General features: G+C 68.7%; 21 protein-coding genes and 1 pseudogene. 6 read left to right on the top strand and 16 right to left on the bottom strand.

The genetic code is table 11. From position 1 onward, the window contains the following. Nucleotide 1: 1 nt before the first annotated feature. Both F6B93_RS02905 and F6B93_RS02910 read right to left on the bottom strand, forming a co-directional pair. Nucleotides 2-952 carry an N-acetylglutamate synthase, CG3035 family gene (locus tag F6B93_RS02905; RefSeq protein ID WP_211697650.1) on the bottom strand — a complete coding sequence of 317 codons (951 nt, stop codon included), beginning with the start codon at nucleotides 950-952 and terminating at the stop codon, nucleotides 2-4. Further along, complete coding sequence (locus tag F6B93_RS02910; protein ID WP_211697651.1) at nucleotides 952-1545, bottom strand: peptide deformylase; 594 nt, start codon at nucleotides 1543-1545, stop codon at nucleotides 952-954. The genes F6B93_RS02905 and F6B93_RS02910 overlap by 1 nt, the downstream gene beginning before the upstream one ends. 261 nt (nucleotides 1546-1806) lie before the next feature. Here F6B93_RS02910 and napA point away from each other — a divergent pair, with 261 nt between their 5' ends. The 5 genes from napA (at nucleotide 1807) to F6B93_RS02935 (ending at nucleotide 5246) form a co-directional block, all read left to right on the top strand. Next, nucleotides 1807-2115: a nucleoid-associated protein NapA gene (napA, locus tag F6B93_RS02915; RefSeq protein WP_211697652.1), complete on the top strand. Its 309-nt coding sequence runs from the start codon at nucleotides 1807-1809 to the stop codon at nucleotides 2113-2115. A gap of 63 nt (nucleotides 2116-2178) precedes the next feature. Further along, a complete protein-coding gene (locus tag F6B93_RS02920; protein WP_211697653.1) occupies nucleotides 2179-2658 on the top strand; it encodes a LytR C-terminal domain-containing protein in 480 nt (159 codons plus the stop codon). Between the two features lie 74 nt (nucleotides 2659-2732). Next, entirely contained in the window at nucleotides 2733-3455 is a 723-nt protein-coding gene (gene sodC, locus F6B93_RS02925) for a superoxide dismutase[Cu-Zn] (protein ID WP_211697654.1), read from the top strand. After that, a complete protein-coding gene (locus F6B93_RS02930) occupies nucleotides 3436-4587 on the top strand; it encodes a glutamate--cysteine ligase (RefSeq protein ID WP_211697655.1) in 1152 nt (383 codons plus the stop codon). Before sodC ends, F6B93_RS02930 begins: the two co-directional genes overlap by 20 nt. A 2-nt stretch (nucleotides 4588-4589) precedes the next feature. After that, nucleotides 4590-5246 (top strand): LON peptidase substrate-binding domain-containing protein, encoded by a 657-nt coding sequence (locus tag F6B93_RS02935; RefSeq protein WP_211697656.1) that lies wholly within the window; start codon nucleotides 4590-4592, stop codon nucleotides 5244-5246. Nucleotides 5247-5252: 6 nt separating this feature from the next. On the opposite strand, the gene F6B93_RS02940 is transcribed toward F6B93_RS02935, so the two are convergent. Beyond that, nucleotides 5253-5690: a hypothetical protein gene (locus F6B93_RS02940; RefSeq protein ID WP_211697657.1), complete on the bottom strand. Its 438-nt coding sequence runs from the start codon at nucleotides 5688-5690 to the stop codon at nucleotides 5253-5255. A gap of 85 nt (nucleotides 5691-5775) precedes the next feature. Between F6B93_RS02940 and F6B93_RS02945 the strand changes: the two genes are divergently transcribed. Then, entirely contained in the window at nucleotides 5776-6609 is an 834-nt protein-coding gene (locus F6B93_RS02945; RefSeq protein WP_211697658.1) for a helix-turn-helix transcriptional regulator, read from the top strand. A 38-nt stretch (nucleotides 6610-6647) separates the two neighbouring features. Here the strand turns inward: F6B93_RS02945 and F6B93_RS23545 are convergent, their stop codons facing one another. The 13 genes and pseudogenes from F6B93_RS23545 to F6B93_RS03005 all read right to left on the bottom strand — a co-directional run bounded on the left by F6B93_RS23545 (nucleotide 6648) and on the right by F6B93_RS03005 (nucleotide 21439). Then, nucleotides 6648-9023: a PGRS repeat-containing protein gene (locus tag F6B93_RS23545; RefSeq protein WP_343232733.1), complete on the bottom strand. Its 2376-nt coding sequence runs from the start codon at nucleotides 9021-9023 to the stop codon at nucleotides 6648-6650. After that, nucleotides 9015-9251 (bottom strand): annotated as a pseudogene (locus tag F6B93_RS22665) (PE family protein); the annotation flags it as partial. The gene F6B93_RS23545 and the pseudogene F6B93_RS22665, both read right to left, overlap by 9 nt. Before the next feature lie 210 nt (nucleotides 9252-9461). Next, the gene (gene mnhG, locus F6B93_RS02955) at nucleotides 9462-9824 is read right to left on the bottom strand and encodes a monovalent cation/H(+) antiporter subunit G (protein ID WP_211697660.1); all 363 of its coding nucleotides are present in this window, start codon (nucleotides 9822-9824) and stop codon (nucleotides 9462-9464) included. Continuing rightward, complete coding sequence (locus tag F6B93_RS02960; RefSeq protein WP_211697661.1) at nucleotides 9821-10096, bottom strand: monovalent cation/H+ antiporter complex subunit F; 276 nt, start codon at nucleotides 10094-10096, stop codon at nucleotides 9821-9823. Before F6B93_RS02960 ends, mnhG begins: the two co-directional genes overlap by 4 nt. After that, nucleotides 10093-10659 carry a Na+/H+ antiporter subunit E gene (locus F6B93_RS02965; protein WP_211697662.1) on the bottom strand — a complete coding sequence of 189 codons (567 nt, stop codon included), beginning with the start codon at nucleotides 10657-10659 and terminating at the stop codon, nucleotides 10093-10095. Before F6B93_RS02965 ends, F6B93_RS02960 begins: the two co-directional genes overlap by 4 nt. Then, nucleotides 10656-12323 carry a Na+/H+ antiporter subunit D gene (locus tag F6B93_RS02970; RefSeq protein WP_211697663.1) on the bottom strand — a complete coding sequence of 556 codons (1668 nt, stop codon included), beginning with the start codon at nucleotides 12321-12323 and terminating at the stop codon, nucleotides 10656-10658. Before F6B93_RS02970 ends, F6B93_RS02965 begins: the two co-directional genes overlap by 4 nt. Next, entirely contained in the window at nucleotides 12320-12784 is a 465-nt protein-coding gene (locus F6B93_RS02975; protein ID WP_211697664.1) for a Na(+)/H(+) antiporter subunit C, read from the bottom strand. Before F6B93_RS02975 ends, F6B93_RS02970 begins: the two co-directional genes overlap by 4 nt. Beyond that, a complete protein-coding gene (locus F6B93_RS02980; RefSeq protein ID WP_211697665.1) occupies nucleotides 12781-15690 on the bottom strand; it encodes a Na+/H+ antiporter subunit A in 2910 nt (969 codons plus the stop codon). Before F6B93_RS02980 ends, F6B93_RS02975 begins: the two co-directional genes overlap by 4 nt. Nucleotides 15691-15807: 117 nt before the next feature. Further along, nucleotides 15808-17985: an AAA family ATPase gene (locus F6B93_RS02985; protein ID WP_211697666.1), complete on the bottom strand. Its 2178-nt coding sequence runs from the start codon at nucleotides 17983-17985 to the stop codon at nucleotides 15808-15810. Further along, the gene (gene pssA / locus F6B93_RS02990) at nucleotides 17982-18932 is read right to left on the bottom strand and encodes a CDP-diacylglycerol--serine O-phosphatidyltransferase (protein WP_211697667.1); all 951 of its coding nucleotides are present in this window, start codon (nucleotides 18930-18932) and stop codon (nucleotides 17982-17984) included. Before pssA ends, F6B93_RS02985 begins: the two co-directional genes overlap by 4 nt. Next, nucleotides 18929-19675, bottom strand: coding sequence for a phosphatidylserine decarboxylase (locus F6B93_RS02995; protein ID WP_211697668.1), 747 nt, complete (start codon nucleotides 19673-19675; stop codon nucleotides 18929-18931). The genes pssA and F6B93_RS02995 overlap by 4 nt, the downstream gene beginning before the upstream one ends. A gap of 70 nt (nucleotides 19676-19745) precedes the next feature. Continuing rightward, the gene (gene moeA, locus F6B93_RS03000; RefSeq protein ID WP_211697669.1) at nucleotides 19746-20966 is read right to left on the bottom strand and encodes a molybdopterin molybdotransferase MoeA; all 1221 of its coding nucleotides are present in this window, start codon (nucleotides 20964-20966) and stop codon (nucleotides 19746-19748) included. A gap of 284 nt (nucleotides 20967-21250) precedes the next feature. After that, nucleotides 21251-21439 (bottom strand): hypothetical protein, encoded by a 189-nt coding sequence (locus tag F6B93_RS03005; protein WP_211697670.1) that lies wholly within the window; start codon nucleotides 21437-21439, stop codon nucleotides 21251-21253. Nucleotides 21440-21494 lie beyond the last annotated feature (55 nt).

The raw sequence follows: 21494 nt of genomic DNA on the forward strand, positions 1-21494 counted from the left end.
GTCAGGCATGGCTAGACGGTAGCCCAGGCTCTTGGTGGGCCGGGAAGTAGCGGCAGCGGTGGTGCGTCCGGAAACCCAGAGACTCGCCGAGGGCGCGCGCAGCGGCGTCGTGCTCGCCCACCCGCATATACCCACGGCTGGCACCGTGGTCCGCGCCCCAGCGCAGGAGCGATTCGCACAGCCGGCGTTGCGCACCGGCGGTGTCGCGGTGGTCTGCCGCGGAGAATGCCGAAAGGCCTACCCATCGGGTGCCGTCCGGCGCGTCGGTCACCGCCGCGCGAGCGACGCCGCCGCCCGGGACATCCTCGTCGCGGCCGAATGCGAGCTCGCCGTCGATGACTGCGGTAAGCACGTCCACGGGTACAGGTGGTAGGTGCCGGCGCTCGCCCGCACGGTACGCGCGCAGCCACACATCATCGGGGCGGGCGGAGACGACGATGGATTGGTCGGATTCGACGGCGCCGAGGTCGCGCACCAGGATTCGTTCCGTCCATTCGCTTGCCAGGCCGGCAGGCGGCGGCAGGAGTCGTTCCGGCACGGCCAGGCGCGGCGTCAGATTCCGGTGCGTGTACCAGGAGATGATTGCGGGAATGGTGCTGATATCAGCCGAAATGTCCAGCGGGACTGCTGAATTTGCGCCCAGCGAGGCTCCGCGTCCGGCCCGCAGCAGCCAGCCGTTCTGCCAGGCTTGTTCAATACCGGGCCAGGCGGCGGCAGCGGCGCGCTCCAGTCCGCGGATCTCGGACGTGCGCACCACAACGTCGGTCAATTCCCGCAGCGCTACCGCGTCCCCGGGGGCGAACTCGACGATCGCGCCGTTCTTGGTTCGGACGCGCACGGTCGGACTGACGGCCAGTAGGTGGCCGACGGCATCGGTCAGCGGCGGCACAGATCCGGCGGGCCGGCGGTACCGCACAGTCACCCGTGTCCCTAGGGCCGGCCACATGACCATTAGTGGCCGAACGGATCGGGCCCCTCGCCCGGCAGCCACGACAGTCCGGGAACGCCCCAGCCGTGGGACTTGACGGCCCGCTTGGCGCTGCGGGCATGCCGGCCGATGAGTCGGTCCAGGTACAGGAATCCGTCCAGGTGGCCGGTCTCGTGCTGCAGCATGCGCGCGAATAGTCCGGTGCCCTCGATCGTGACCGGACCGCCGTCGGCGTCGAGTCCGGTGACCCGCGCCCATGTTGCCCGTCCGGTGGGAAATGATTCGCCGGGAACCGACAGGCAGCCTTCTTCGTCCTTGTCGGGGTCGGGCATGGTCTCGGGTATTTCGGAGGTCTCCAGGACCGGGTTGATGACCACGCCGCGGCGGCGGCCTGCGTTGCCGCGGTCGTCGGCGCAGTCGTATACGAACAGCCGTAGTCCGTAGCCGATCTGGTTCGCTGCCAATCCGACCCCGTGAGCAGCGTCCATGGTCTCGTACATCGTGGTGATCAATTCGGCCACATCGGCCGGTAAGGAGCCGTCGGCGGCGACCTCCACCGGCGTCGTTGCGGTGTGCAAGACGGGATCTCCCACGATGCGAATGGGGATGACTGCCATGGTCGGCTAGCTTAGGCCCGCCGACGATGCGGGGCGGCACGCCCCGGGGCGGGGGTGGGTCGGCGCGGACCGGCTCCGGGGTCGTGGCATCTCTCGGAGGGTCGGCGATTGGGGGATTCCAAGCAAGTCGGCCGACTCGCGGGTCTGGGTTACCGTCCGACACTTCGCGGCGTGGTTGAATATTCGCCGAACATGCCCCTTTGTAGGTCAAGTTATTCGAGCAACTTCAGAATTCGCCGGAAGGGTCCAGGGGAAGCGGATATGGACAGCGCCATGGCGCGGGCAAATCGGTCGGGGGACGACAGTGAAGTCGCCGACGGGCTGACCCGTCGCGAACACGACATCCTGGCATTCGAGCGTCAGTGGTGGAAGTTTGCCGGGGCCAAGGAAGACGCAATCAAAGAGTTGTTCTCGATGTCCGCGACGCGCTACTACCAAGTGCTCAATGCGCTGGTGGATCGTCCCGAGGCGCTGGCGGCGGACCCGATGTTGGTGAAGCGGTTGCGGCGGCTGCGTGCCAGCCGTCAGAAGGCTCGGGCTGCGCGGCGCCTGGGTTTCGAGGTGACCTGACACCAGGGTGCCTGTGCCCGTCGTTTTGCGGGTTGTGGCCCTGTCCTGGTTACAGTGGGCTCGATGAACGAGCGCGTACCCGACTCCTCGGGGCTTCCCCTGCGGGCCATGGTGATGGTGCTGTTGTTCCTCGGCGTCATTTTCCTGCTGCTCGGATGGCAGGCCCTTGGCTCGTCGGACAACCCTGAGGATGCCTCCGCACCGCTATCGGTGAACACGACCACGACCACGACCACGACTACGACCAGCCCGACAAGCGCCACGCCCGAGGCGAGCCAGGCCGAGGTGCGCGTCTACAACATTTCGGGAGTCGACGGTATCGCCGCGCGCACGGCGGACCAGCTCAAGGAGGCCGGTTTCACGGTCACCGAAATCGGAAACCTGGAGCTGCCCGACGTCGCCGGGACCACGGTCTACTACGGGGACGAGGGGGAGCGGGCCACCGCGGACGCGATCGGCGAAAACCTGGAAGCCCCGGTCGAGCAGCGTCTTCCGGAGCTCTCGGATGAGCCCCCCGGGGTCATCGTCGTCGTGACGGGTTGATGCTGCCACCGACACGCGCTGGGGGCGTGTCGGCCCGGTCGATCGGTTGTGGGTCGCCAGGTTAGGCTCTCGCTATGCCTACGCTCGCCGGTCACCGCACTGTTGCCGCCACCATGTCCGCACTGTCTGTGTCGCTGCTGGCCGCTTGCGCCGCGCTGGTGAGTGCATGCACGCCGAACCAACCACCCGCTACGACGCCCGGGACCACGCCGGCCGTGTGGACGGGGTCACCTCCGCCGGCGGAGAGCTCAGGCCAGGGCGAGGAGTCGGCCTCGGCGCAGACCATTACCACCCAACTGACGGCCCCCGACGGCACTGGGGTTGCGACGGCAACGTTCGAGTTCAGCAGCGACTATGCCACCGTCACGATCAAGACGATCGGCACCGGCCAGCTCTCGCCCGGCTTCCACGGCGTCCACATTCACGAGGTGGGCAAGTGCGAGCCGAACTCGGTCGCCCCTGCCGGTGGCGCGCCCGGCAACTTCCTGTCCGCGGGCGGCCACTTCCACCTGCCTGGGTACACGGCCACTCCGTCTAACGGTGACCTGAGTTCGCTACAGGTACGCAAAGACGGCTCGGGGATGCTCGTGACCACTACGGACGCTTTCACCATGGACGACCTGGTGACCGGCGACAAGACCGCGATCATCATTCACGCGGATGCCGACAACTTCGCCAACATCCCGCCGGAGCGCTACGCCCAGGTCACCACCGGGACACTGGGTCCCGACGCGATCACGACGGCCACCGGTGACGCGGGCAAGCGGGTGGCGTGCGGTGTCATCGGTTCCAGTTAGCTCGCCGAGCAACAGGGCTGGTGCCCGGATCGATTTCGCCGGTTCACCCCGGCCGACCGTCGGTGTGGAGTGGGAGTTCGCGCTCGTCGACGCCCAGACCCGCGACCTGAGCAACGAAGCCACCGCGGTCATCGCCGAGATCGGCGAAAACCCGCGCGTGCACAAGGAATTGCTGCGCAACACCGTCGAAGTCGTCAGCGGAATCTGTGAATGCGCGGCAGAAGCGATGCAGGACTTGCGCGAGACATTGGGTCCCGCACGGAAGATCGTTCGCGATCGGGGGATGGAGCTGTTCTGCGCGGGCACCCACCCGTTCGCCCAATGGTCATCCCAGAAGCTCACCGACGCGCCGCGCTACGCCGAGCTGATCAAGCGCACCCAGTGGTGGGGCCGGCAGATGCTGATCTGGGGCGTGCACGTCCATGTCGGAATTCGCTCGGCGCACAAAGTGATGCCGATCATGACCTCGCTGCTCAACTACTACCCGCATCTGCTGGCGCTGTCCGCCTCCTCACCGTGGTGGGGCGGCGAGGACACCGGATATGCCAGCAATCGGGCGATGATGTTTCAGCAGCTGCCTACCGCCGGATTGCCGTTCCATTTCCAGAGATGGGCGGAGTTCGAAGGATTTGTCTACGACCAGAAGAAGACCGGCATCATCGACCATATGGACGAAATCCGTTGGGACATCAGGCCGTCGCCACATCTGGGCACGCTGGAGTTACGGATCTGCGATGGCGTGCCCGACCTGCGCGAGCTCGGCGCTCTGGTTGCGTTGACGCATTGCCTGGTGGTCGACCTGGACCGCCGACTGGACGCCGGTGAGACGCTGCCGACGATGCCGCCCTGGCATGTCCAGGAGAACAAGTGGCGCGCCGCCCGCTACGGCCTGGACGCCGTGATCATCTTGGACGCCGACAGCAACGAACGACTGGTTACCGACGATCTCAGTGATGTCCTGACCCGGCTGGAGCCGGTCGCGAAATCGCTGAACTGTTCCGACGAACTTGCCGCTGTGTTTGACATATACCGCAATGGTGCGCCATACCAGAGACAACGGCGGGTGGCTGAGGAACATGACGGTGACCTACGCGCCGTCGTTGACGCGTTGGTCGCGGAGTTGGAGATCTGATCATGGCACCCGAACCCGTTGAGTTGGCAATATTTCCGCTCGAATCGGCGCTACTGCCGCATCAAGAATTGCCGCTGCGCATCTTCGAGCCCCGCTACGCCGCCTTGGTGCGGCATTGCGTAGGGAGAGGCGAGCCCTTTGGCGTGGTTCTGATTTCCCAAGGGCGCGAGGTCGGCGGCGGTGAGTCGCGGTGTGACGTCGGGACGCTGGCCGAGATCAACGAATGCATCGACCACGGCGAGGGCCGCTACGAGCTGCACTGCCGAACAGGGGAGCGAATCCGAATCTGCGAGTGGCTGCCCGACGCCCCCTACCCCCGGGCGACGGTGCGGCCCTGGCCCGACGAGCCCGGGGAGCCGGTGACCGACGCCCAATGCCTGGATATCGAAGATCGCGTAATGGCGTTGTTCGAGCGGGTCGCTACCGCGCGCGGGGCTCAGCTGCCGGGTCGCGATGTGGTCCTCGGGCGCGCCGACCCCGCGGTTGACACGTCCGATGCCGGCCAGCGCCTGTTTGCGTTGGCGGCACGGGTCCCGATCGGACCAGCCGACCGCTACTCGGTTCTGGCGGCACCGTCAGCTGCCGAGCGGCTGCTAGCGCTGCGCGAGGCCCTCGACTCGGTCACGGCGATTGTGGAGTTCGAGCTGTCGGGCAACTAGGAGCGGCTACGTCGAGGGCCGTCGAGCAGAAATGACACCCGCCGCGCCCAGAGCCGCGTAGGGCCCGGTGATCGCGATCAGGCGCAGCAGGGTGCGGACCCTGGGATCGCCGCGCTGCAGGCGGTTCAGCTCTATCGCGGCGTTGACGTTGTCCAGAGTGTCGACCATCAGTCCGATCCGTTGCCAACGCCTCCGGTTGGGCTCGTCGCTGGATAGGTACCCCACTCCCAGCGCGATCGCGCGACCCCCAAAGATGCGGATGAGGTAGCGCAGTTCGGTCGACAGCATCTGGTCGGGCACAGCGTTCATCCGAGTCTGCGACTGCGGTGCGACATATGCGGCCGCGCCCAACAGGACTCGGCCGATCGCGGCCGCGACAAACGCGCGCTGCAGAAGCTTCGGCTGGTGTGGACGGCTTCGCCCAGTAGCATCTTCGATCCTCATCGCACCAGTCTCTGGCGTCGACATAAGCATGTCGATTACCTCGGAGGTAGTGGTAAGGACTCCGACGCGGCGCTACATTCCGATCATGTCCGCGGGAAACGCTGTGCGGGAGTGGCGCACTCGTCGGCGCATAAGCCAAATGGACCTGGCGCACCAAGTCGGTGTGTCGCCGCGGCACATCAGCTTCGTGGAGACTGGCCGGGCGAATGCAAGCCGGAACCTGCTACTCGGAATCGGCGAGTCGCTTGACCTTCCGCTGGGCGCACGCAACCAATTGCTGCTCGCCGGCGGCTACGCGCCCGCCTTTACTGAGCACACCCTGGATGCTGAGCGGATGCGGCCGGTCAAGGCGGCCGTCGACGCCGTACTCTGCGGGCACGCGCCGTATCCGGCTCTCGTCACCGACGCATGCTGGAATCTGGTTGCCGCCAACGTGGGCTGTGTCGTGTTGGTCGAGGGCGTCGATCCGGAGCTGGTGTCTGGGTCGATCAACGTGATGAGGTTGTGCTTGCACCCAAGGGGATTGGCCCCACGGCTGCTCAACTATGCGGAGGTGCGCGGGGCGATACTGCGCCGTATCCGTCGCCAGGCGGACGTCACGGCTGCCCCCGATATCTGTCAACTCTACGAGGAAGTGTCGGGCTTTCCAGCACCCGTGGCTGAGCTGAGCGAGGCGGAATCCCAGCTGTACGTACCGTTTCGACTGGCCGGCCTCGACGGGGTCGAACTGCGATTCGTCAACACGATTGCGACGTTCGGCGGCCCGCTCGACGTCGGCGTGGAGAGCCTGGCCATGGAGTCATTCTTTCCTGCGGACACCGCCACGGCTGATCACCTGCACCGCCTGGACAGCGGTCGGCGGCTGCGTGCCGTCGCCGACGACTATCCGCAACTGCTCGACTTCATCAGCGGCCAGTAGACAATCGCCGGACCTGCGGGGTGTGCGCCTCGGTCGGCTTACGGCACGCCGTTGATTCCGTCTTCGCCGATAAGGAGCCCGCCGGCACCGCCGGTGCCGCCGTCGCCTGGGGTTACACCAATGCCGCCGTTGCCGCCATTGCCGCCATTGCCCACCAACGGCCCGGCGCTGCCGCCGGCGCCGCCGGCCCCGCCGCCACCAATAACGTCGGCGCCCTCCCCGCCGGCGCCGCCGGCCCCGCCGCTGCCCGCGAGCTGCCCGCCGCTGCCGCCGGCCCCACCGTTGCCGCCGGTACTGAGAAGAAAGGCGCTGCCGCCGGCGCCGCCGGCCCCGCCGCGGCCGAGCAGCCCGGCGTTGCCGCCAGCGCCGCCGGCCCCGCCAGCGTTGGCGCTCTGCCCGCCGAACCCGCCGGCCCCGGCGTCGGAGAACAGCAGTCCGGCATTGCCGCCGCCGCCACCGGCACCCCCGATGCCATTACCGCTGCTGACCCCGCCGTCGCCGCCGACCCCGCCGGCACCGAACAGGAACCCGGCGCTGCCGCCAGCACCACCGTCCCCGCCATCGAGAGTGGCGCCGAATCCACCGGCCCCGCCGGCACCTCCGGGACCGCCGAGAGTCCCAGCGCTGCCGCCGGATCCGCCGGCACCCCCGGCGTGGCCCAATCCACCGAGCCCGCCGAGCCCGCCGCCAGCGCCGACCAGACCGCCAAGGAGCCCACCAGCCCCGCCGGTCCCGCCCGCGCCACCGGTGGCGTTGGCACTAACGAAGCTGGTTCCGCCCGCGCCGCCAGTCCCGCCGGCGCTCCACAGACCGCCGGCGCCGCCGGTGCCGCCGGCCCCGCCGCTGGCGGCAGTCGCGACCCCGCCGGTCCCGCCGGCACCGCCGTCGCCCAACAGCCACCCGCCGGTGCCGCCGGCCCCACCGACACCGCCGACGCCACCTGCCGCGCGCGCGCCGGTTCCCCCGGTCCCGCCGGTGCCGAACAGGCCGGCGGCCCCACCGGACCCGCCGGGCATGCTGGTGCTCACTGGGCCCGACCCGCCGGCCCCGCCGTCGCCGAGCAGCCACCCCCCGTGCCCGCCGTCGGCCCCGCTGCCCGCGGCGCCGGGGGTGCCGTTGGCGATCAGCGGGCGCCCGGTCAGCGCCTGGGTGGGCGCATTGATTGCTTGGATCACGTCTTGTTGCAGGGTGTGCAGCGGTGAGGTGCTGGCCGGGGCATTGAATCCGTCCAGACCCAGCAACAGCCCGCTGATCCCGCCGACACCGTTGCCGCCCGGGGTCGCGGCGGTGCCGCCGACGCCGCCGTTGCCGCCGTTGCCGATCAGCACAGCGTTGCCGCCGGTCCCGCCGGCCCCGCCGGCACCACCGACTGTTGTGCCCTCACCGCCGGCGCCGCCGGCACCGCCGTTACCGATCAGCAAGCCGGCCCTGCCACCGACCCCGCCGGCTCCACCGTTGCCAGCTAAGACGTCTCCGCCACCGGTCCCGCCAGTTCCGCCGGTTCCGCCGTTGCCCACCAGTCCGGCGTTACCGCCGGCCCCGCCGGTCCCGCCGTCGGTGAAGCCGAATCCGCCGGTCCCGCCTGCACCTGCGCCCCCGAATAGCAACCCGGCGTCGCCGCCGGCGCCACCCGCCCCGCCGACGCCGCCACTAGCGGTGCCGCCCGCACCGCCGGCCCCGCCGCTGCCGACTAGCAGCCCGGCGTTGCCGCCGGTCCCGCCCGTCCCACCGTCGCCAGTATCGGTGAACCCGCCGGCTCCGCCGGCCCCGCCGCCGCCGAAGAGTAGCCCGGCGTCACCCCCGGCCCCACCGGCCCCCCCGCCGGCGGTGCCGGCTCCGCCGGTGCCTCCATGACCGCCCGCGGCGCCGATCAATCCGGCCAGTAGCCCGCCGGCTCCGCCCGCCCCACCGGCCCCGCCGACCCCGGCTACACCGAGGGTGCCGGCACCCCCGGCCCCACCGAGCCCGCCGGCCCCGAATAGTCCGCCGGCCCCGCCGACACCGCCGACCCCGCCGGTGCCGACTTGCGAGGCCCCACCCGCCCCGCCGGTCCCGCCGGTGCCCAGCAGCCATCCGCCGCTCCCGCCGGCCCCTCCTGCTCCGCCGGTACCCAGCACCGCGATCCCGCCGGCCCCGCCCGCGCCGCCGGTGCCGATGAGCCCGGCGGCCCCACCGGCACCGCCGGGCATTCCCGCCGCACCGGATCCGCCGGCGCCACCGTCGCCGAGCAACCACCCACCTGGGGCGCCGTTAGCTCCCGTGCCGGGCGCCCCGGGCGCGCCATTGCCGATCAACGGGCGCCCGGTCAGCGTCTGCACGGGCGCATTGAGGGTGTTGAGCACCGCTTGCAGCGGCGCGGCATTGGCGGCCTCGGCGCTGGCGTAGGCGCCCGCTCCAGCGGTCAACGCCCGCACAAACTGGTCCTGAAAGGCCGCCGCCTGGGCGCTGAGTGCCTGATAGGCCTGGCCGTGGGCGGAAAACACCGCGGCGATCGCCGCCGACACCTCGTCTTCGGCCGCGGCCACGATCCCGGTCGTCTGGGCCGCCGCGGCCGCATTGGCCGCGTTCAGTGTCGAGCCCATGCCCGCCAAATCGGTTGCTGCCAAACCCAATACTTGGGGGATCGCGACCACGAACGACATGACCCACCTCCTCGGCCCGCGCACAACCCGGTCAGTATCGCCTCACCTACGGTCGGCAAACCCAACGTATCTCGTTTCAGGGCACCGTGAGTCGGAAGTGTCGAATCGAAAGAAACCCGGATCCGGTGAGGTGAACCCACGGAAATCAGGTAAGCGGTTGGCGCACAACGGGAAATCCCCCGCCCGCAAGTGTCAGCCAGTGTTAGAGGCTCACCGGTACTGGCTACCGGCACCGCCCTGTTCGGTCGAGGTGTCGAGCTCGAGCTCGTCGATCGACAACGAGTCCCGCAGGTCCTGCTCGCGGTAAGCCAACCGCGCGACGCGGTGCGCCACCACCGGGGCGGTGATCACCGTGAATACCCCGGAAAGGATGAGCATCCCGACGTCGTGGTCGCCGCGTAACCGGATGGCGGCACCGGCCAGGACCAACAGCAAACCGAGTACCTGCGGCTTGGTTGCGGCGTGCATTCTCGACAGGGTGTCGGGAAACCGGACGACACCAAGGGCCGCGGTGAGAGCCAGCACACAGCCAGCGAGGACCAGCACGCCGGCGATCACATCGAAGATGTTCACTTCGGCCCTTTCCGCCGGATGTCGGGTACCCGGAACCGCGCGACGCTGACCGATCCCACGAAGCTGATCAACGCCATGGCCGTCAGGCTGTATGTCGCGGTGCTGTCCAGACTGGACGCGGCCCACGTACCGATCGAGCACATCGTCACCGCAATCAGGGTGTCCAGCGCGACCAGCCGGTCCAGCGTGCTGGGACCGGCCAGCAGGCGGAAGACCGTGATGATCGCCGCGGTGCCGAGCAGCACCCCGGCAATGACCCAGATACCGTTCATGCATACTCCCGGGGCTGTCGCGATGGGCTGGCAGGCTGCCAGTCCGCATCCCGCTCGAAGGCCGCCACCAACAGCCGCTCGACTTCGGCGACTTGGCGATGGAACCGGTCCAGGGAGCGAGCCGAGCCCACGCCAATGGCATGCAGGTAGATCACTCGCCGCAGCTGGTCGATTTCCAACACGATCGATCCCGGAATCATCGTCAGGATGCTGGCGGCGTACACCATTACCAGGTCTGACTTGAGGGACATCTGTACTCGCAGTACCGCGGTGGGCGGCGGGGGACCAGGCCGCACCGCTAGCCAGGAGACTTGAATGCTGGACGCCGCAAGGTACCAAGCCACCTGGACGAACAGCCGCAGCAGCGACAGCGGATGAACCCGGCCCTGGACGCGCACGGGTGGCATCGGCAGCAGGGTCGTGATCGCCAACGCGACCAGCAGCCCGGTCAGCACAGTCGCTACCGACAGGAGATCCCACAGCAGGACCCACTGGGCGGTCAACCCGACCAGGATCGTGATCCGCAGGGCGACGGTCCTCGCGGTGGCGTTCGTGACGCTCATGGCCCGGCACCTCCCGGCCCACCCGAGCTGACTCCGGCCTGAACGTGCCGGCCCGTGTCATCGTCGGGCAGCACCGTCGAGATGTAGTGGCCGCGGTCGAGCACTTCGCTCGCTGCTCGCTGGCTGTAGGCGAAAATCGGCCCGGCCAGGACCGCCAACCCCAGCCCGACCGCTACGAGCGCTACGGTTGGGCCGATCATTGCGGTCGGCATCCGGCCGACGTCGTGGCGGTCGCCGAACGCGACAACGTCGTCCTCGGTATCGAGCAACGCAGCGGCTCGGGCGCTCACGAGGTCACCTTCCGGTGCGTCAGCACGCGGACGCCAGAACGCCTGGGTCCACACTCGCGTCACCGCGTACAGCGTGAGCAGGCTGGTGATCAACCCGCCGGCCACCAGCAACCACGCCAACACCGATCCGTCGGCGGCGCCGGCGCGTAGCAAAGCCACCTTGCCGATGAACCCCGAAAACGGCGGAATGCCGCCAAGATTCAGCGCCGGGACCAGGAACACGAACGCGAGCAGCGGGTTGGCGGCCAGGCCGCCGAGGCGGCGCAGGGTGGAGGCTCCACCCTGGCGTTCGATGAGCCCGGCCACCAGGAACAATGTGGTCTGAACGACGATGTGGTGCGCCACGTAGTAGATAGCGCCGGACATGCCCAGCCGATTCGACAGTGCCACCCCGAACACCATGTAGCCGATATGGCTGACCAGTGTGAAAGACAGCAGGCGCTTGATGTCGCTCTGCGCGATGGCCCCGAGGATGCCCACGAGCATGGTCAGCAGCGCGGCGACCAGCAGCACGCCGTCCAGCGTCGCACCCGGAAACAGCAATGAATGCGCGCGGATGATCGCATAGATACCGACCTTGGTGAGGATTCCGGCGAACACGGCGGTGACCGGTGCCGGCGCTATCGGGTAGGAGTCCGGCAGCCAGGCTGACAGTGGGAACACCGCGGCCTTCACACCGAAGGCAACCAGCAGCACCGCGAGTATCGCACTGCGGGTGCCGGCGCTCAGCGTGCCGACTCGCACCGCCAACTCCGCCAGGTTGAGCGTTCCCGTCGCGGCATACACCAGAGCTATGCCGAGTAGGAAGATGGCCGACGACACCAGCGATACCATCACGTAGCCGATACCGGCGCGCACCCGTGGGGCGCTGGCGCCGATGGTGAGCAGCACGAAGCTGGCGCTGAGCAGGACTTCGACGCCGACGAACAGATTGAACAGGTCGCCGGCCAGGAACGCGAGGCACACACCGGCCGCCAGGGCGAGATAGGTCGGCAGGAAGATCGAAATCGGTTGCCGCTCGTCGCCGTCGCGAATGCCCTGGCCGATTGCGTACACCACCACTGCCAGCAGCACGATCGACGACACCACCAGCATGAGCGCTGACAGCCGGTCCAGCACCAACGTGATGCCCAGTGGCCCCATCCCGGGTTCGGTCTGGCCCCAGCCGCCGACGTTGAGTGCGAGGGTGCCCGCTTGGTCCGTCAGGTAGAGCAGCACCGCGGAGACCACGACGATCGTCGTCAGCGCGAACAGCGTGACCGCGCGCTGTAACCGCGGCCGCCGGCCGGCGATGAGGTTCGCCGCGGCACCGATGGTCGGCACCAGCACCGGTAGCGGGATGAGGGCGGCGACTACGCCGCTCGACGAGCTCATCGCGACCCCTGACGGCCGGGTAGAGCGTCGAGCTCGTCGGGTTCGTCGGTGTCCGGGTAGGGCTCGGCCGGGTCGGTATCTGGCGCTGCAGCCTCCCTGATCGACAGCCGCGAGACCCGGGTGTCCTCGGGATCGTTGTCGAGCGCCTCGACGGTGGTCAGCCGATAGGCGCGGTAGGCCAGCGCCAGCACGAACGCAGCGACGCCCATGGTGATGACGATGGCGGTCAGGACCATGCCCTGCGCCAGCGGGTCGGCGATGGTGGTCTTGCCGACGCTCTCGCGGTCTTGTATCGGGGGACTGCCGGCAGGCCCGCCGACGGTAACGATCAGCAGGTTGATCCCGTTGCCGATGAGCAACAGCCCCAACAACATCCGGATCAGATTGCGTTCCAGGAGCAGGTACACACCGCAGCTGATGAGGCCCGCGATCATGAGCAACGGAATGAGGAAGACAGTCACCGCGCCGGGACCTTCGGTGCCACAGTGGGATCGTTTGCCTGCTCGTCGAGGCGCGCGCCCAGGCTGCGCAGGACGTCGAGCACCAGGCCGACCACGATCAGGTACACGCCGAGATCGAAGAACAATGCGGTGCTGAACTCGACGTGGCCGACGACGGGTACATCGAAGTGCACCAGCGCTGAGGAGAGCACCGGCGCCCCGAGCGCCAGCGACGCCAGTGCGGTGGTCGCGGACAGACCCAGGCCGGCGCCCAGGATCTTGCCCGCATCCAGCGGCAGCGTCTCGCCGAGTTCGTAAGGACCGCCCGCGAGATAGCGCAACACCAGTCCGAGCCCAGCCATGAGCCCGCCGGCGAAACCACCTCCGGGAGTGTTGTGGCCGGTGAGGAAGAAGTACACCGACACCATCATGATCATCGGAAAGATGGTGCGCGTGGTGACCTCCAAGACCAACGAGCGGTTCTTGGGGTCGCGGTAGTCGCTGCCGCGCAGCCAGGTGGTGTCGCCGATGGCCGGGCTATACGGTGTCGGCGGGCTTTGCGCGCTCCGGGGCTGCTCGGGTTGGCCGGTGTGGGGGATCCGCGGCGCGGCACCGAACCTGCGGTGCCGGAACACCATGGATGCCACTCCGGTCGCCGCGACCAGCAGCACCGAGATCTCGCCGAGGGTGTCCCAAGCGCGGATGTCGACCAACAGGACGTTGACCGTGTTGGCGCCGTGTCCCCGCAGGTGTGCCGCGTCAGGAAGCAAACTCGCGATCGGGCGGTCGGTCCGAGCGGCCATCGCGAACATTGCGAGGACCGTGACAGCGGCGCCTACCGCCACCGCCATGAGCGTGCGGGGCAGCCGGTGTTGGTTCATGGCGTCGCGGTCAACCTCCGCCGGCAGCGTCCGTAGGACCAGCACGAAGATCACCAGCGTCACGGTCTCGACCAAGAACTGCGTCAGCGCCAGATCCGGAGCGCCGTGATAGGCGAACACCGCGCCGCAGCCGTAGCCGGTCACGCTGACCATCAGCACCGCGGCTAGCCGATTACGCATCATCGTGGCGCCCAACGCACCGGCCAGCAGCGGGATGCCGAGCAACAGTTGCAGTGGGGTGTCCCAGATCCGGACATCGGGCCGGTCGCGGGCACCGGACAGCAGCGCAGCCGAGGATATGAGCACCAGCGTGCACAGGATCACGGCCTGGGTGGCGGGGATCGAGCCACGCTGGGTAATGGCCGTCAATCGCACCGAAAGCACGTCGAGGGCGCGGATCGTGCGTTGATAGACGCGGTCGGCGTTGCTCAGCGGCAGCCAATCCGGTCGGAGGCGGCGCAGCCGGGCGCGCGCGACGAACGCCATCGTTCCAGTCAGCAGGACCAGCGTCGACAGCAAGAGTGGCAGATCCGGGCCGTGCCACAGCGCCAGCTTGTAGCCGGGCGCGCCGGGCGCACGCGCAAACGAGGTATCGGCGTAGTCGGCGAGCACACGGCTCAGCCGTACGGGGGCCAGTCCGACTGCCAAGCCGGCCGTGGCCAAGATCGCCGGTGTGGTCAGGAATGTCGCTGCGGGACGGTGCAGGCCGGCCACGGGGGCGCTGGGGCCGGCGTTCCCTTTCCGGGCGAATGCGCCCCACAGGAAGCGCAGGCTGTAGATCAACGTGAACACCGAGCCGACGACGATCGCGCCGAGCACATAGGGAGTGGCCACGCCGAGTGCCGCACTGTGCGCCAGCGCCGCGAACCCGGCTTCCTTGGCAACGAACCCAAGAAAGGGGGGCAACGCAGCCATGCTGGCGGTGGCCGCTGCCGCGATCACGAATAGCCACGGGCAGCGGTTGCCGAGCCAAGCCAGCCGGTGGATATCCCGGGTGCCGGTGGCGTGGTCGATGATTCCGACCACCATGAACAGCGCGGCTTTGAACATCGCGTGTGCGCACAACACCGCCAGGCCGGCCAGCATCAGGTTGCGCCCGCCGCCGCCCACCAGCACGGTGATCAACCCCAGCTGGCCGACGGTGCCGTAGGCAAGGATCAGCTTGAGATCGTCTTCGCGGATCGCGCGCCAGCCGGCCAGCAGCATCGTGACCACACCCAGGACCAGCAGTGTTGGCCGCCACCCCGGAGAATCGGCGAAACCCGGCGCCAATCGTGCGATCAAATACACACCGGCCTTGACCATCGCCGCGGCATGCAGGTAGGCGCTGACCGGCGTCGGTGCCGCCATCGCGCCCGGCAGCCAGAAATGCAGCGGTACGATCGCCGATTTGCTCATCGCGCCGACCAGCACGAGCAGCACGGCAACGGTGACTGCCGTCCCCGACGGTGGGGCGGCGATCACGTCGGAGAGGTTGAAGCTGCCGGCGGCATAGCCCAGGATGATGATCCCGGCCAGCATCGTCAGGCCTCCGGCCGTGGTCACCAGCAGAGCTTGGGTGGCTGCCCGGCGGCTGGCGATACGTTCGGCGTAATGGCCGATCAGCAAGAACGACAGCACCGTGGTCAGTTCCCAGAACACGTAAAGGACCAGCATGTTGTCGGCGACGATCAGACCGAACATCGCTCCGGAGAACGCGAGCAGCTCGGCCGCGAAGCTGGGGAGCCGGTTCTCGGCGTCATCGTCGCGGGGACGGAAGTAGTCGGCGCAGTAGCACAGCACCAGGGCGCCGATCCCCAGCACCAGCACGCTCATGATCGCCGCCAGGATGTCGAACCGCAGCGCAATGTCCATCGAGAGGCCCGGCACCCAGGACACCGCCACCCGATGGTCGTCGCCCGGCGAGCTCGGCCAATTCGTGGCGACCCAGGCCAGCGAGATCAGCGGAACCAGTGCCAGCGGATAGAAGGCGAGCCGACCCCATTTGCGTACTAGTGCCGGCGCCAGGGCAGCGACCACCGCATGGGCGAGCAGGATCGCGAGCACGGCACTCCGAAGCGGTCTGCGATGAGCCCTCGGCGAAGAGCGCAAAGCGGGGTGTCAGCCTAATAGGGCCATTTCGGTGGGCAGTCTACCGGCCGGTTGCGACCGCGGGACTCGGCCTCACCGGCCTTCGGCGAACGCGCGCAACGATGCCACCTGGGCGGGATTCAGTGAGGGACCGATGGTTTCGCAGGCGGCGGCAAGGTCCGCGGCGGTGACGGTGGCCGCGTCGATGGTCCGGCGCATCGCGGTAAGCGCGGCCTCGCGCAGCAGGGCCACGCAGTCGGCGGCGCTGTATCCCTCCAGGCCGGCCGCTACGGCGTCGAGGTCAACGTCAGAACCCAGCGGGATCGACTTGCCGGCGGTGCGCAGGATTGCGCTGCGCGCTGCGGTGTCGGGCGGTTCGACGAACACGAGCCGTTCCAGCCGGCCCGGCCGCAGCAGCGCGGAGTCGACAAGGTCGGGCCGGTTGGTTGCACCGAGCACGACCACGTCGCGCAGCGGATCGATACCGTCGAGCTCGGTCAGTAGCGCGGCCACCACTCGGTCGGTCACTCCCGAGTCGAAGCTCTGGCCGCGTCGCGGCGCCAGCGCGTCGATCTCGTCGAGGAACACCAACGCCGGCGCTGAGTCGCGAGCCCGGCGGAACAATTCGCGCACCGCCTTCTCCGAGGAGCCCACCCATTTATCCATCAGCTCGGAGCCTTTGACCGCGTGCACGCTCAGCTGGCCGGTGCTGGCCAGCGCACGCACCAGATATGTCTTTCCGCAGCCCGGCGGTCCGTACAGCAGCACGCCCCGGGGCGGTTCGATACCGAGGCGGTCGAAGGTGTCGGGGTGCTGCAGCGGCCACAGCACGGTTTCGGTGAGTGCCTGTTTGGCCGCGGCCATGTCGCCGACGTCGTCGAGCGTGACGCTTCCCACGCTGACTTCTTCGCCGGCCGATCGTGACAGCGGCCGGATGACGGTCAGTGCGCCGAGCAGGTCGTCCTGGGTCAATGTTGGAGGCTGGCCGTCGGCGCTGGCTCGAGATGCCGCCCGCAACGCCGCCTCGCGCATCAGTGCGGCCAAGTCGGCGACGACGAAACCCGGTGTGCGGTTAGCGATCTCGTCAAGGTCGAGGTCTTCGGTCGGGACCGGCTTCAGCAGCGCCTCCAACAGCGATTTGCGGGTCGTCGCATCCGGTAGCGGAAGGCCCAGCTCCCGGTCGCACAGTTCAGGCGAGCGCAGCCGTGCATCCACTTGGTCGGGCCGGGCGGAAGTGGCGATCAGCGCTACGCCTTCGGTGTCCACGGCGGTGCGCAGCTGGGTCAGGATCAGCGCCGACACCGGTTGGGCAGCCGCCGGCAGCAGGGCGTCGATATCGGTGATCAGCAGCACGCCGCCGCCGTCGCGAACCGTCTTCACGGCCGAGGCGACGGCGCGCAGTCGGTCGTTGGCGGCCACCGCCCCGGCCTCCGGGCCGTCCAGTCGCACTACTCTGCGGCCGTCGCACACCGCGCGTACCAGCGTCTCCTTTCCCACGCCGGCCGGACCCGACACCAGCACACCGAGAAAGGTCTCGGCGCCCAGAGCCTTGAGCAGGTGCGGTTCGTCAAGGGCGAGTTTGAGCCATTCGGTGAGCTTGGCGGCCTGTGGTTGGGTGCCCTTGAGTTCTTCGACTTGGATCTCCGGGCTCGCGAGGTCACCGACGGACGTGGTGGCGACAGATTGGCCGGCGGAACCCCAGGTCACCAGCGAGTTGGGCTGCACGCTGACCGGACTCTTGGGGTCGACGCCGGTGACGGTCAGCAGCTCCGACGTCCAGCTGATCCCGACCGCCGCCGCCAGTGCACTGCTCGCCGCTGACGTCGACGTGCCGGGGCCCAGATCGCGCGGCAAGAGCGACACAGCGTCGCCCACCGTCATCACCTTGCCGAGCAGGGCTTGGCGCAGGGTGGCCGGGGGAATCGACTTGGTGGTCTGTGAGGAGCCGCTCAGTGTCACCGACCGCGCGCCGTAGACGGTGACCGGACCGACAAGGACCTCGGAGCTCTCCCGCAGCCCCGCGTTGGACAGCGTCACGTCGTCGAGCAACACCGTGCCCACCGGGACATCGCCCTCGGCCACCCCCGCCACCGCGGCAGTCGTTCGTGACCCGGTCAGCGACACCGCGTCCCACTCACGGATACCGAGGGCGGCAATGGCATTCGGGTGCAACCGGACGACGCCGCGGCGCGAGTCGACCGCCGACGTATTCAGCCGGGCCGTGAGTTTCAACTGGCGGGTCGTCCCGGATTGTGCACCGGGTTGGGTCATGGCCGCCCGCCAGGCTTGCGCAGGCCCAGGCGCGCCATCGACCGGCGGTGCGGTTGTGACCGGCGGCGGGTGGCGCGCCGCACGGCGCGCTGTTGCGCCCAGCGCTGCCTCGCCTTCGGGTCCCACGTTTCGGGGTGCTTCGCCAGAAACCGCTTGCTGCGTACCGCAAAGGGGATGTGGATGACATAGGCGACGATGATCGCCAGAAGCGTGAGGTACGGAAAGATGAATGCCGAGGCCACGCCGATGGCGAGCAGAGCCAGCATGGGGGCGACCATGGTCGGCGGCACCGTGAAGGTATGCACCTTGCGCATCGGGATGCGGCTGACGACCAGCAGGGAGACTCCGACGAGCCACACCGCCACCACCCAGTTGGCCCAGTCGGTGTTCCACCAGTCGTCGCGGAAACCCCATTCCTCCAGCTGCAGCTTCGCCGCAATGGGACCGACGGCTCCGACGGCCCCGGCCGGCGCCGGCATGCCGACGAAGTAGTTCTTGGCATAGACAGGCTGATCGACATCGAGCAGCACGTTGAATCGCGCCAGGCGCAGCACGACGCAGACCGCATAGAGGAGGACGACCAGCCAGCCAACCCTGGGCAGGTTCTGCAACAGGATTGCGTAGACGATGAACGCCGGGACGACGCCAAAGTTGATCGCGTCGGCGAGCGAATCGATTTCCTCGCCCATACGCGACGTCGCGTTCAGCACGCGCGCAATGCGCCCGTCGAGCGCGTCCAGCACGGCAGCCAGCACGAGCAGAGCCATTGCCCAGGTGGCCCGGCTGTGTTCGGGCATGCTGGTGTCTTGAGCGTATTTGACCGCGGTGAGCCCGAGGCAGATCGCCGCCACGGTCATGGCGCTGGGTAGGTAGCGCACGGTGATGTGCCGCTGCCTGTCGGGCCTGGTGGAACCTGTGGACCTGGCGGACCTGGTGGGCTTGGTCATGGCAGCTCGGCCAGGACGGTCTCGGCGCCCACCGCGCGCTGGCCCGGCGTGACCAGCACCCGCGAGCCCTCGGGAAGATAGGTGTCTAGTCGCGAGCCGAAGCGGATCAGGCCGTAGGTGTCGCCGATCACCAGCTTGTCCCCGGCGTGTGCGTCGCACACAATGCGCCGGGCTAACAATCCCGCTATTTGCACGACGATGACCTCTGAGACCTCTGAGCCCTCTGTGCCTTGGGCGCCGCCTGGGGTGCGGATCCGCACGCTGGTGCGCTCGTTGGCCGCGCTCGCCTCGGGCCGATCGGCTGATCCGAAGCGGCCCGGGCGGTGCTGGACGGCGATAACTTCGCCGCTCACGGGGACGCGCTGGACGTGAACATCCAGCAGCGACAGGAAGATGCTGATCCGCAGCCAGGGCACCTCGCCCATGCTGAGTTCGGCGGGCGGGGCGACGGAGTCGATCGCGCAGATCACGCCGTCGGCGGGTGCGACGACAGCGCCCGGCCGAGTGGGTGGCACCCGCGGGGGGTGTCGGAAGAAGCCCGCGCATGCGCCGGCGGCCAGCAGACCCCCCCGGCGCAGCCAGCGGAAGTTGCGCCCGGTTGCCGCTTGGCACAGAGCCCCGGCGGAGGCGACCGCCAGGCCGGTGGAGATGAAGGGGCGGCCTGCCGGGTGAATCGGCGGAACGGTGGAGCGCACCAACTCGAGGAGGTGTTGGGGGCCTTCGGGGCGGGGGCGTCGTGCCACGCGGTCATCTTACGGAAGGCATTGCGAGCCGAACTGGCCCGTCGGCACGGCTTTGCCCACCCGGTGTTGGCTACGTCAGATCCCAGACCTGCAGCTGGGTTCCGGCGGAAACCTCCACGGTGTCCTCCGGGATGTCCAGGAGCCCGTTGGCCAGCGCCAGCCAGCGCAGGTGATGCGACGCCGGTGGCCCGTAGCTGGTGACCTCGCCGGTTTCCTTGTTGAGGACGGCGCGGCGGAACTGCCGTTTGCCGCGCGGCGACGTCAGTGTCTCGGTGAGTACTGCGGCGCGGTGCGGTCGGTACGGATCCGGCAGCCCCATCGCCCTCCGCAGCGGCGGACGGATGAACACCTCGAAGGACACCAGCGCGCTGACCGGGTTGCCGGGCAGCGTGACGATCGGTGTGCCGGCGACCCGCCCGACGCCTTGAGGCATTCCCGGCTGCATGGCCACTTTGACAAATTCCACGCCCTCATCGGCCTGGCCGGAGGGGCCGAAGGCGTCTTTGACCACTTCGTAGGCGCCGGCGCTGACCCCGCCGCTGGTGATGATGAGGTCGACGTGGTACTCAGGGGCCGCGTGGCGGTCGAGGATCGCGCGGAATTGGGCGACGTCGTCGCCGGCGGTCGCGGTGGCGACCACCGTGGCGCCCGCGTCGCGGACGGCGCCGGCCAGCATGACCGAGTTGGACTCGTAGATCTGACCCGGCTGCAGCGGGGTGCCCGGGGTCACCAGCTCTGACCCGGTGGAAATCACCAGAACCCGCTGCGGAGGCAGCACGTGCAGCTCGGCGAGCCCGAGTGCGGCGGCCAGGCCGAGGGTGGCGGGAGTGACGATCTGGCCTTTGGACAGCACCGTCGTGCCCGCGGTGACGTCTTCCCCGGCCAGCCGGATGTGCTTGCCGGCGGTGGCCTGCTGGCGGATCGCCACGGACGCGACGCCGCCGTCGGTGGCTTCGACCGGGACGATGGCCGTCGCACCAGCCGGAACTGGCGCGCCGGTCATGATGCGGTGTGCGGTTGCGGGTTGCAACGTGAGTTCTTCGGTGCGTCCGGCGGGAATGTCTTCGGCCACCGGCAACACGATCGGATGGTCCGGTGTCGCAGCCGCGGTATCTTCGGCGCGCACCGCATAGCCGTCCATCGCGGAGTTGTCGAAAACCGGCAGTGACAGCGGCGCCACCACGTCGTCGGCGAGGGCCAGCCCTTGGGCGTGTTCGAGCGGTACCGAGGCCGCGGCGCGGGGCCGGATCAACTCGGCGACGACGCGCTGGTGCTCTTCAACTGAACGCATTTGGCCATTATCGGCGTGGGTCGTGGGGACGTCGGACACGGTCCCATAGAAGCAAAGCCTCGGGTCAGCTTCAGAGATAGTTCGGTGTCGTCAACTGTCTCGTGCGGAGACCGTCGCGAGATCTCGTGGCACGACTGTCGCCCGCCCGATGGGTGAATCGACGACCGTCGCCGCGCTCATCTAAGGGCACCGACGGATAGACATCGCGCGGCTCAAGCCGCATGGCCATCTGAGGCACATAGCCATCTGAGGATTGCGCCGCCGGCGAGTCGTTGCAGGGCCATTCAGGCCAGGGCGACGCAAAGCCCGCTGATCGTGTTCGGCTGGTCTGCGGCGATCACGATCAGATCAGGTATCGCGAGTTCGCCGAATACTGCCCGCAGTTTGGTCTTGTCGTATGCGGCAGCGGGAGTGTGTGAGCCGCAGCGAGGAGGCAGCCCTGCACGTGGTGGCGCATGGGCCGATTTGCCCACCGCGTGGCGATGCTAGCTCGTTGCGGAGACACGACGCGACCCGTACCCGTTGTTT

Origin of the sequence: Mycobacterium spongiae (genome assembly GCF_018278905.1) — a bacterium.
GTDB lineage: Bacteria > Actinomycetota > Actinomycetes > Mycobacteriales > Mycobacteriaceae > Mycobacterium > Mycobacterium spongiae.

Coding starts and splice junctions, on each gene's coding strand:
- F6B93_RS02920 (WP_211697653.1), top strand. CDS start 2,179: ATGAACGAGCGCGTACCCGACTCCTCGGGGCTTCCCCTGCGGGCCATG.
- F6B93_RS02965 (WP_211697662.1), bottom strand. CDS start 10,659: ATGAGCGTCACGAACGCCACCGCGAGGACCGTCGCCCTGCGGATCACG.
- napA (WP_211697652.1), top strand. CDS start 1,807: ATGGACAGCGCCATGGCGCGGGCAAATCGGTCGGGGGACGACAGTGAA.
- F6B93_RS02910 (WP_211697651.1), bottom strand. CDS start 1,545: ATGGCAGTCATCCCCATTCGCATCGTGGGAGATCCCGTCTTGCACACC.
- F6B93_RS02905 (WP_211697650.1), bottom strand. CDS start 952: ATGGTCATGTGGCCGGCCCTAGGGACACGGGTGACTGTGCGGTACCGC.
- F6B93_RS02940 (WP_211697657.1), bottom strand. CDS start 5,690: ATGAGGATCGAAGATGCTACTGGGCGAAGCCGTCCACACCAGCCGAAG.
- moeA (WP_211697669.1), bottom strand. CDS start 20,966: ATGCGTTCAGTTGAAGAGCACCAGCGCGTCGTCGCCGAGTTGATCCGG.
- F6B93_RS02945 (WP_211697658.1), top strand. CDS start 5,776: ATGTCCGCGGGAAACGCTGTGCGGGAGTGGCGCACTCGTCGGCGCATA.
- pssA (WP_211697667.1), bottom strand. CDS start 18,932: ATGACCAAGCCCACCAGGTCCGCCAGGTCCACAGGTTCCACCAGGCCC.
- F6B93_RS02935 (WP_211697656.1), top strand. CDS start 4,590: ATGGCACCCGAACCCGTTGAGTTGGCAATATTTCCGCTCGAATCGGCG.
- sodC (WP_211697654.1), top strand. CDS start 2,733: ATGCCTACGCTCGCCGGTCACCGCACTGTTGCCGCCACCATGTCCGCA.
- F6B93_RS02970 (WP_211697663.1), bottom strand. CDS start 12,323: ATGAGCTCGTCGAGCGGCGTAGTCGCCGCCCTCATCCCGCTACCGGTG.
- F6B93_RS02960 (WP_211697661.1), bottom strand. CDS start 10,096: ATGAACGGTATCTGGGTCATTGCCGGGGTGCTGCTCGGCACCGCGGCG.
- F6B93_RS02985 (WP_211697666.1), bottom strand. CDS start 17,985: ATGACCCAACCCGGTGCACAATCCGGGACGACCCGCCAGTTGAAACTC.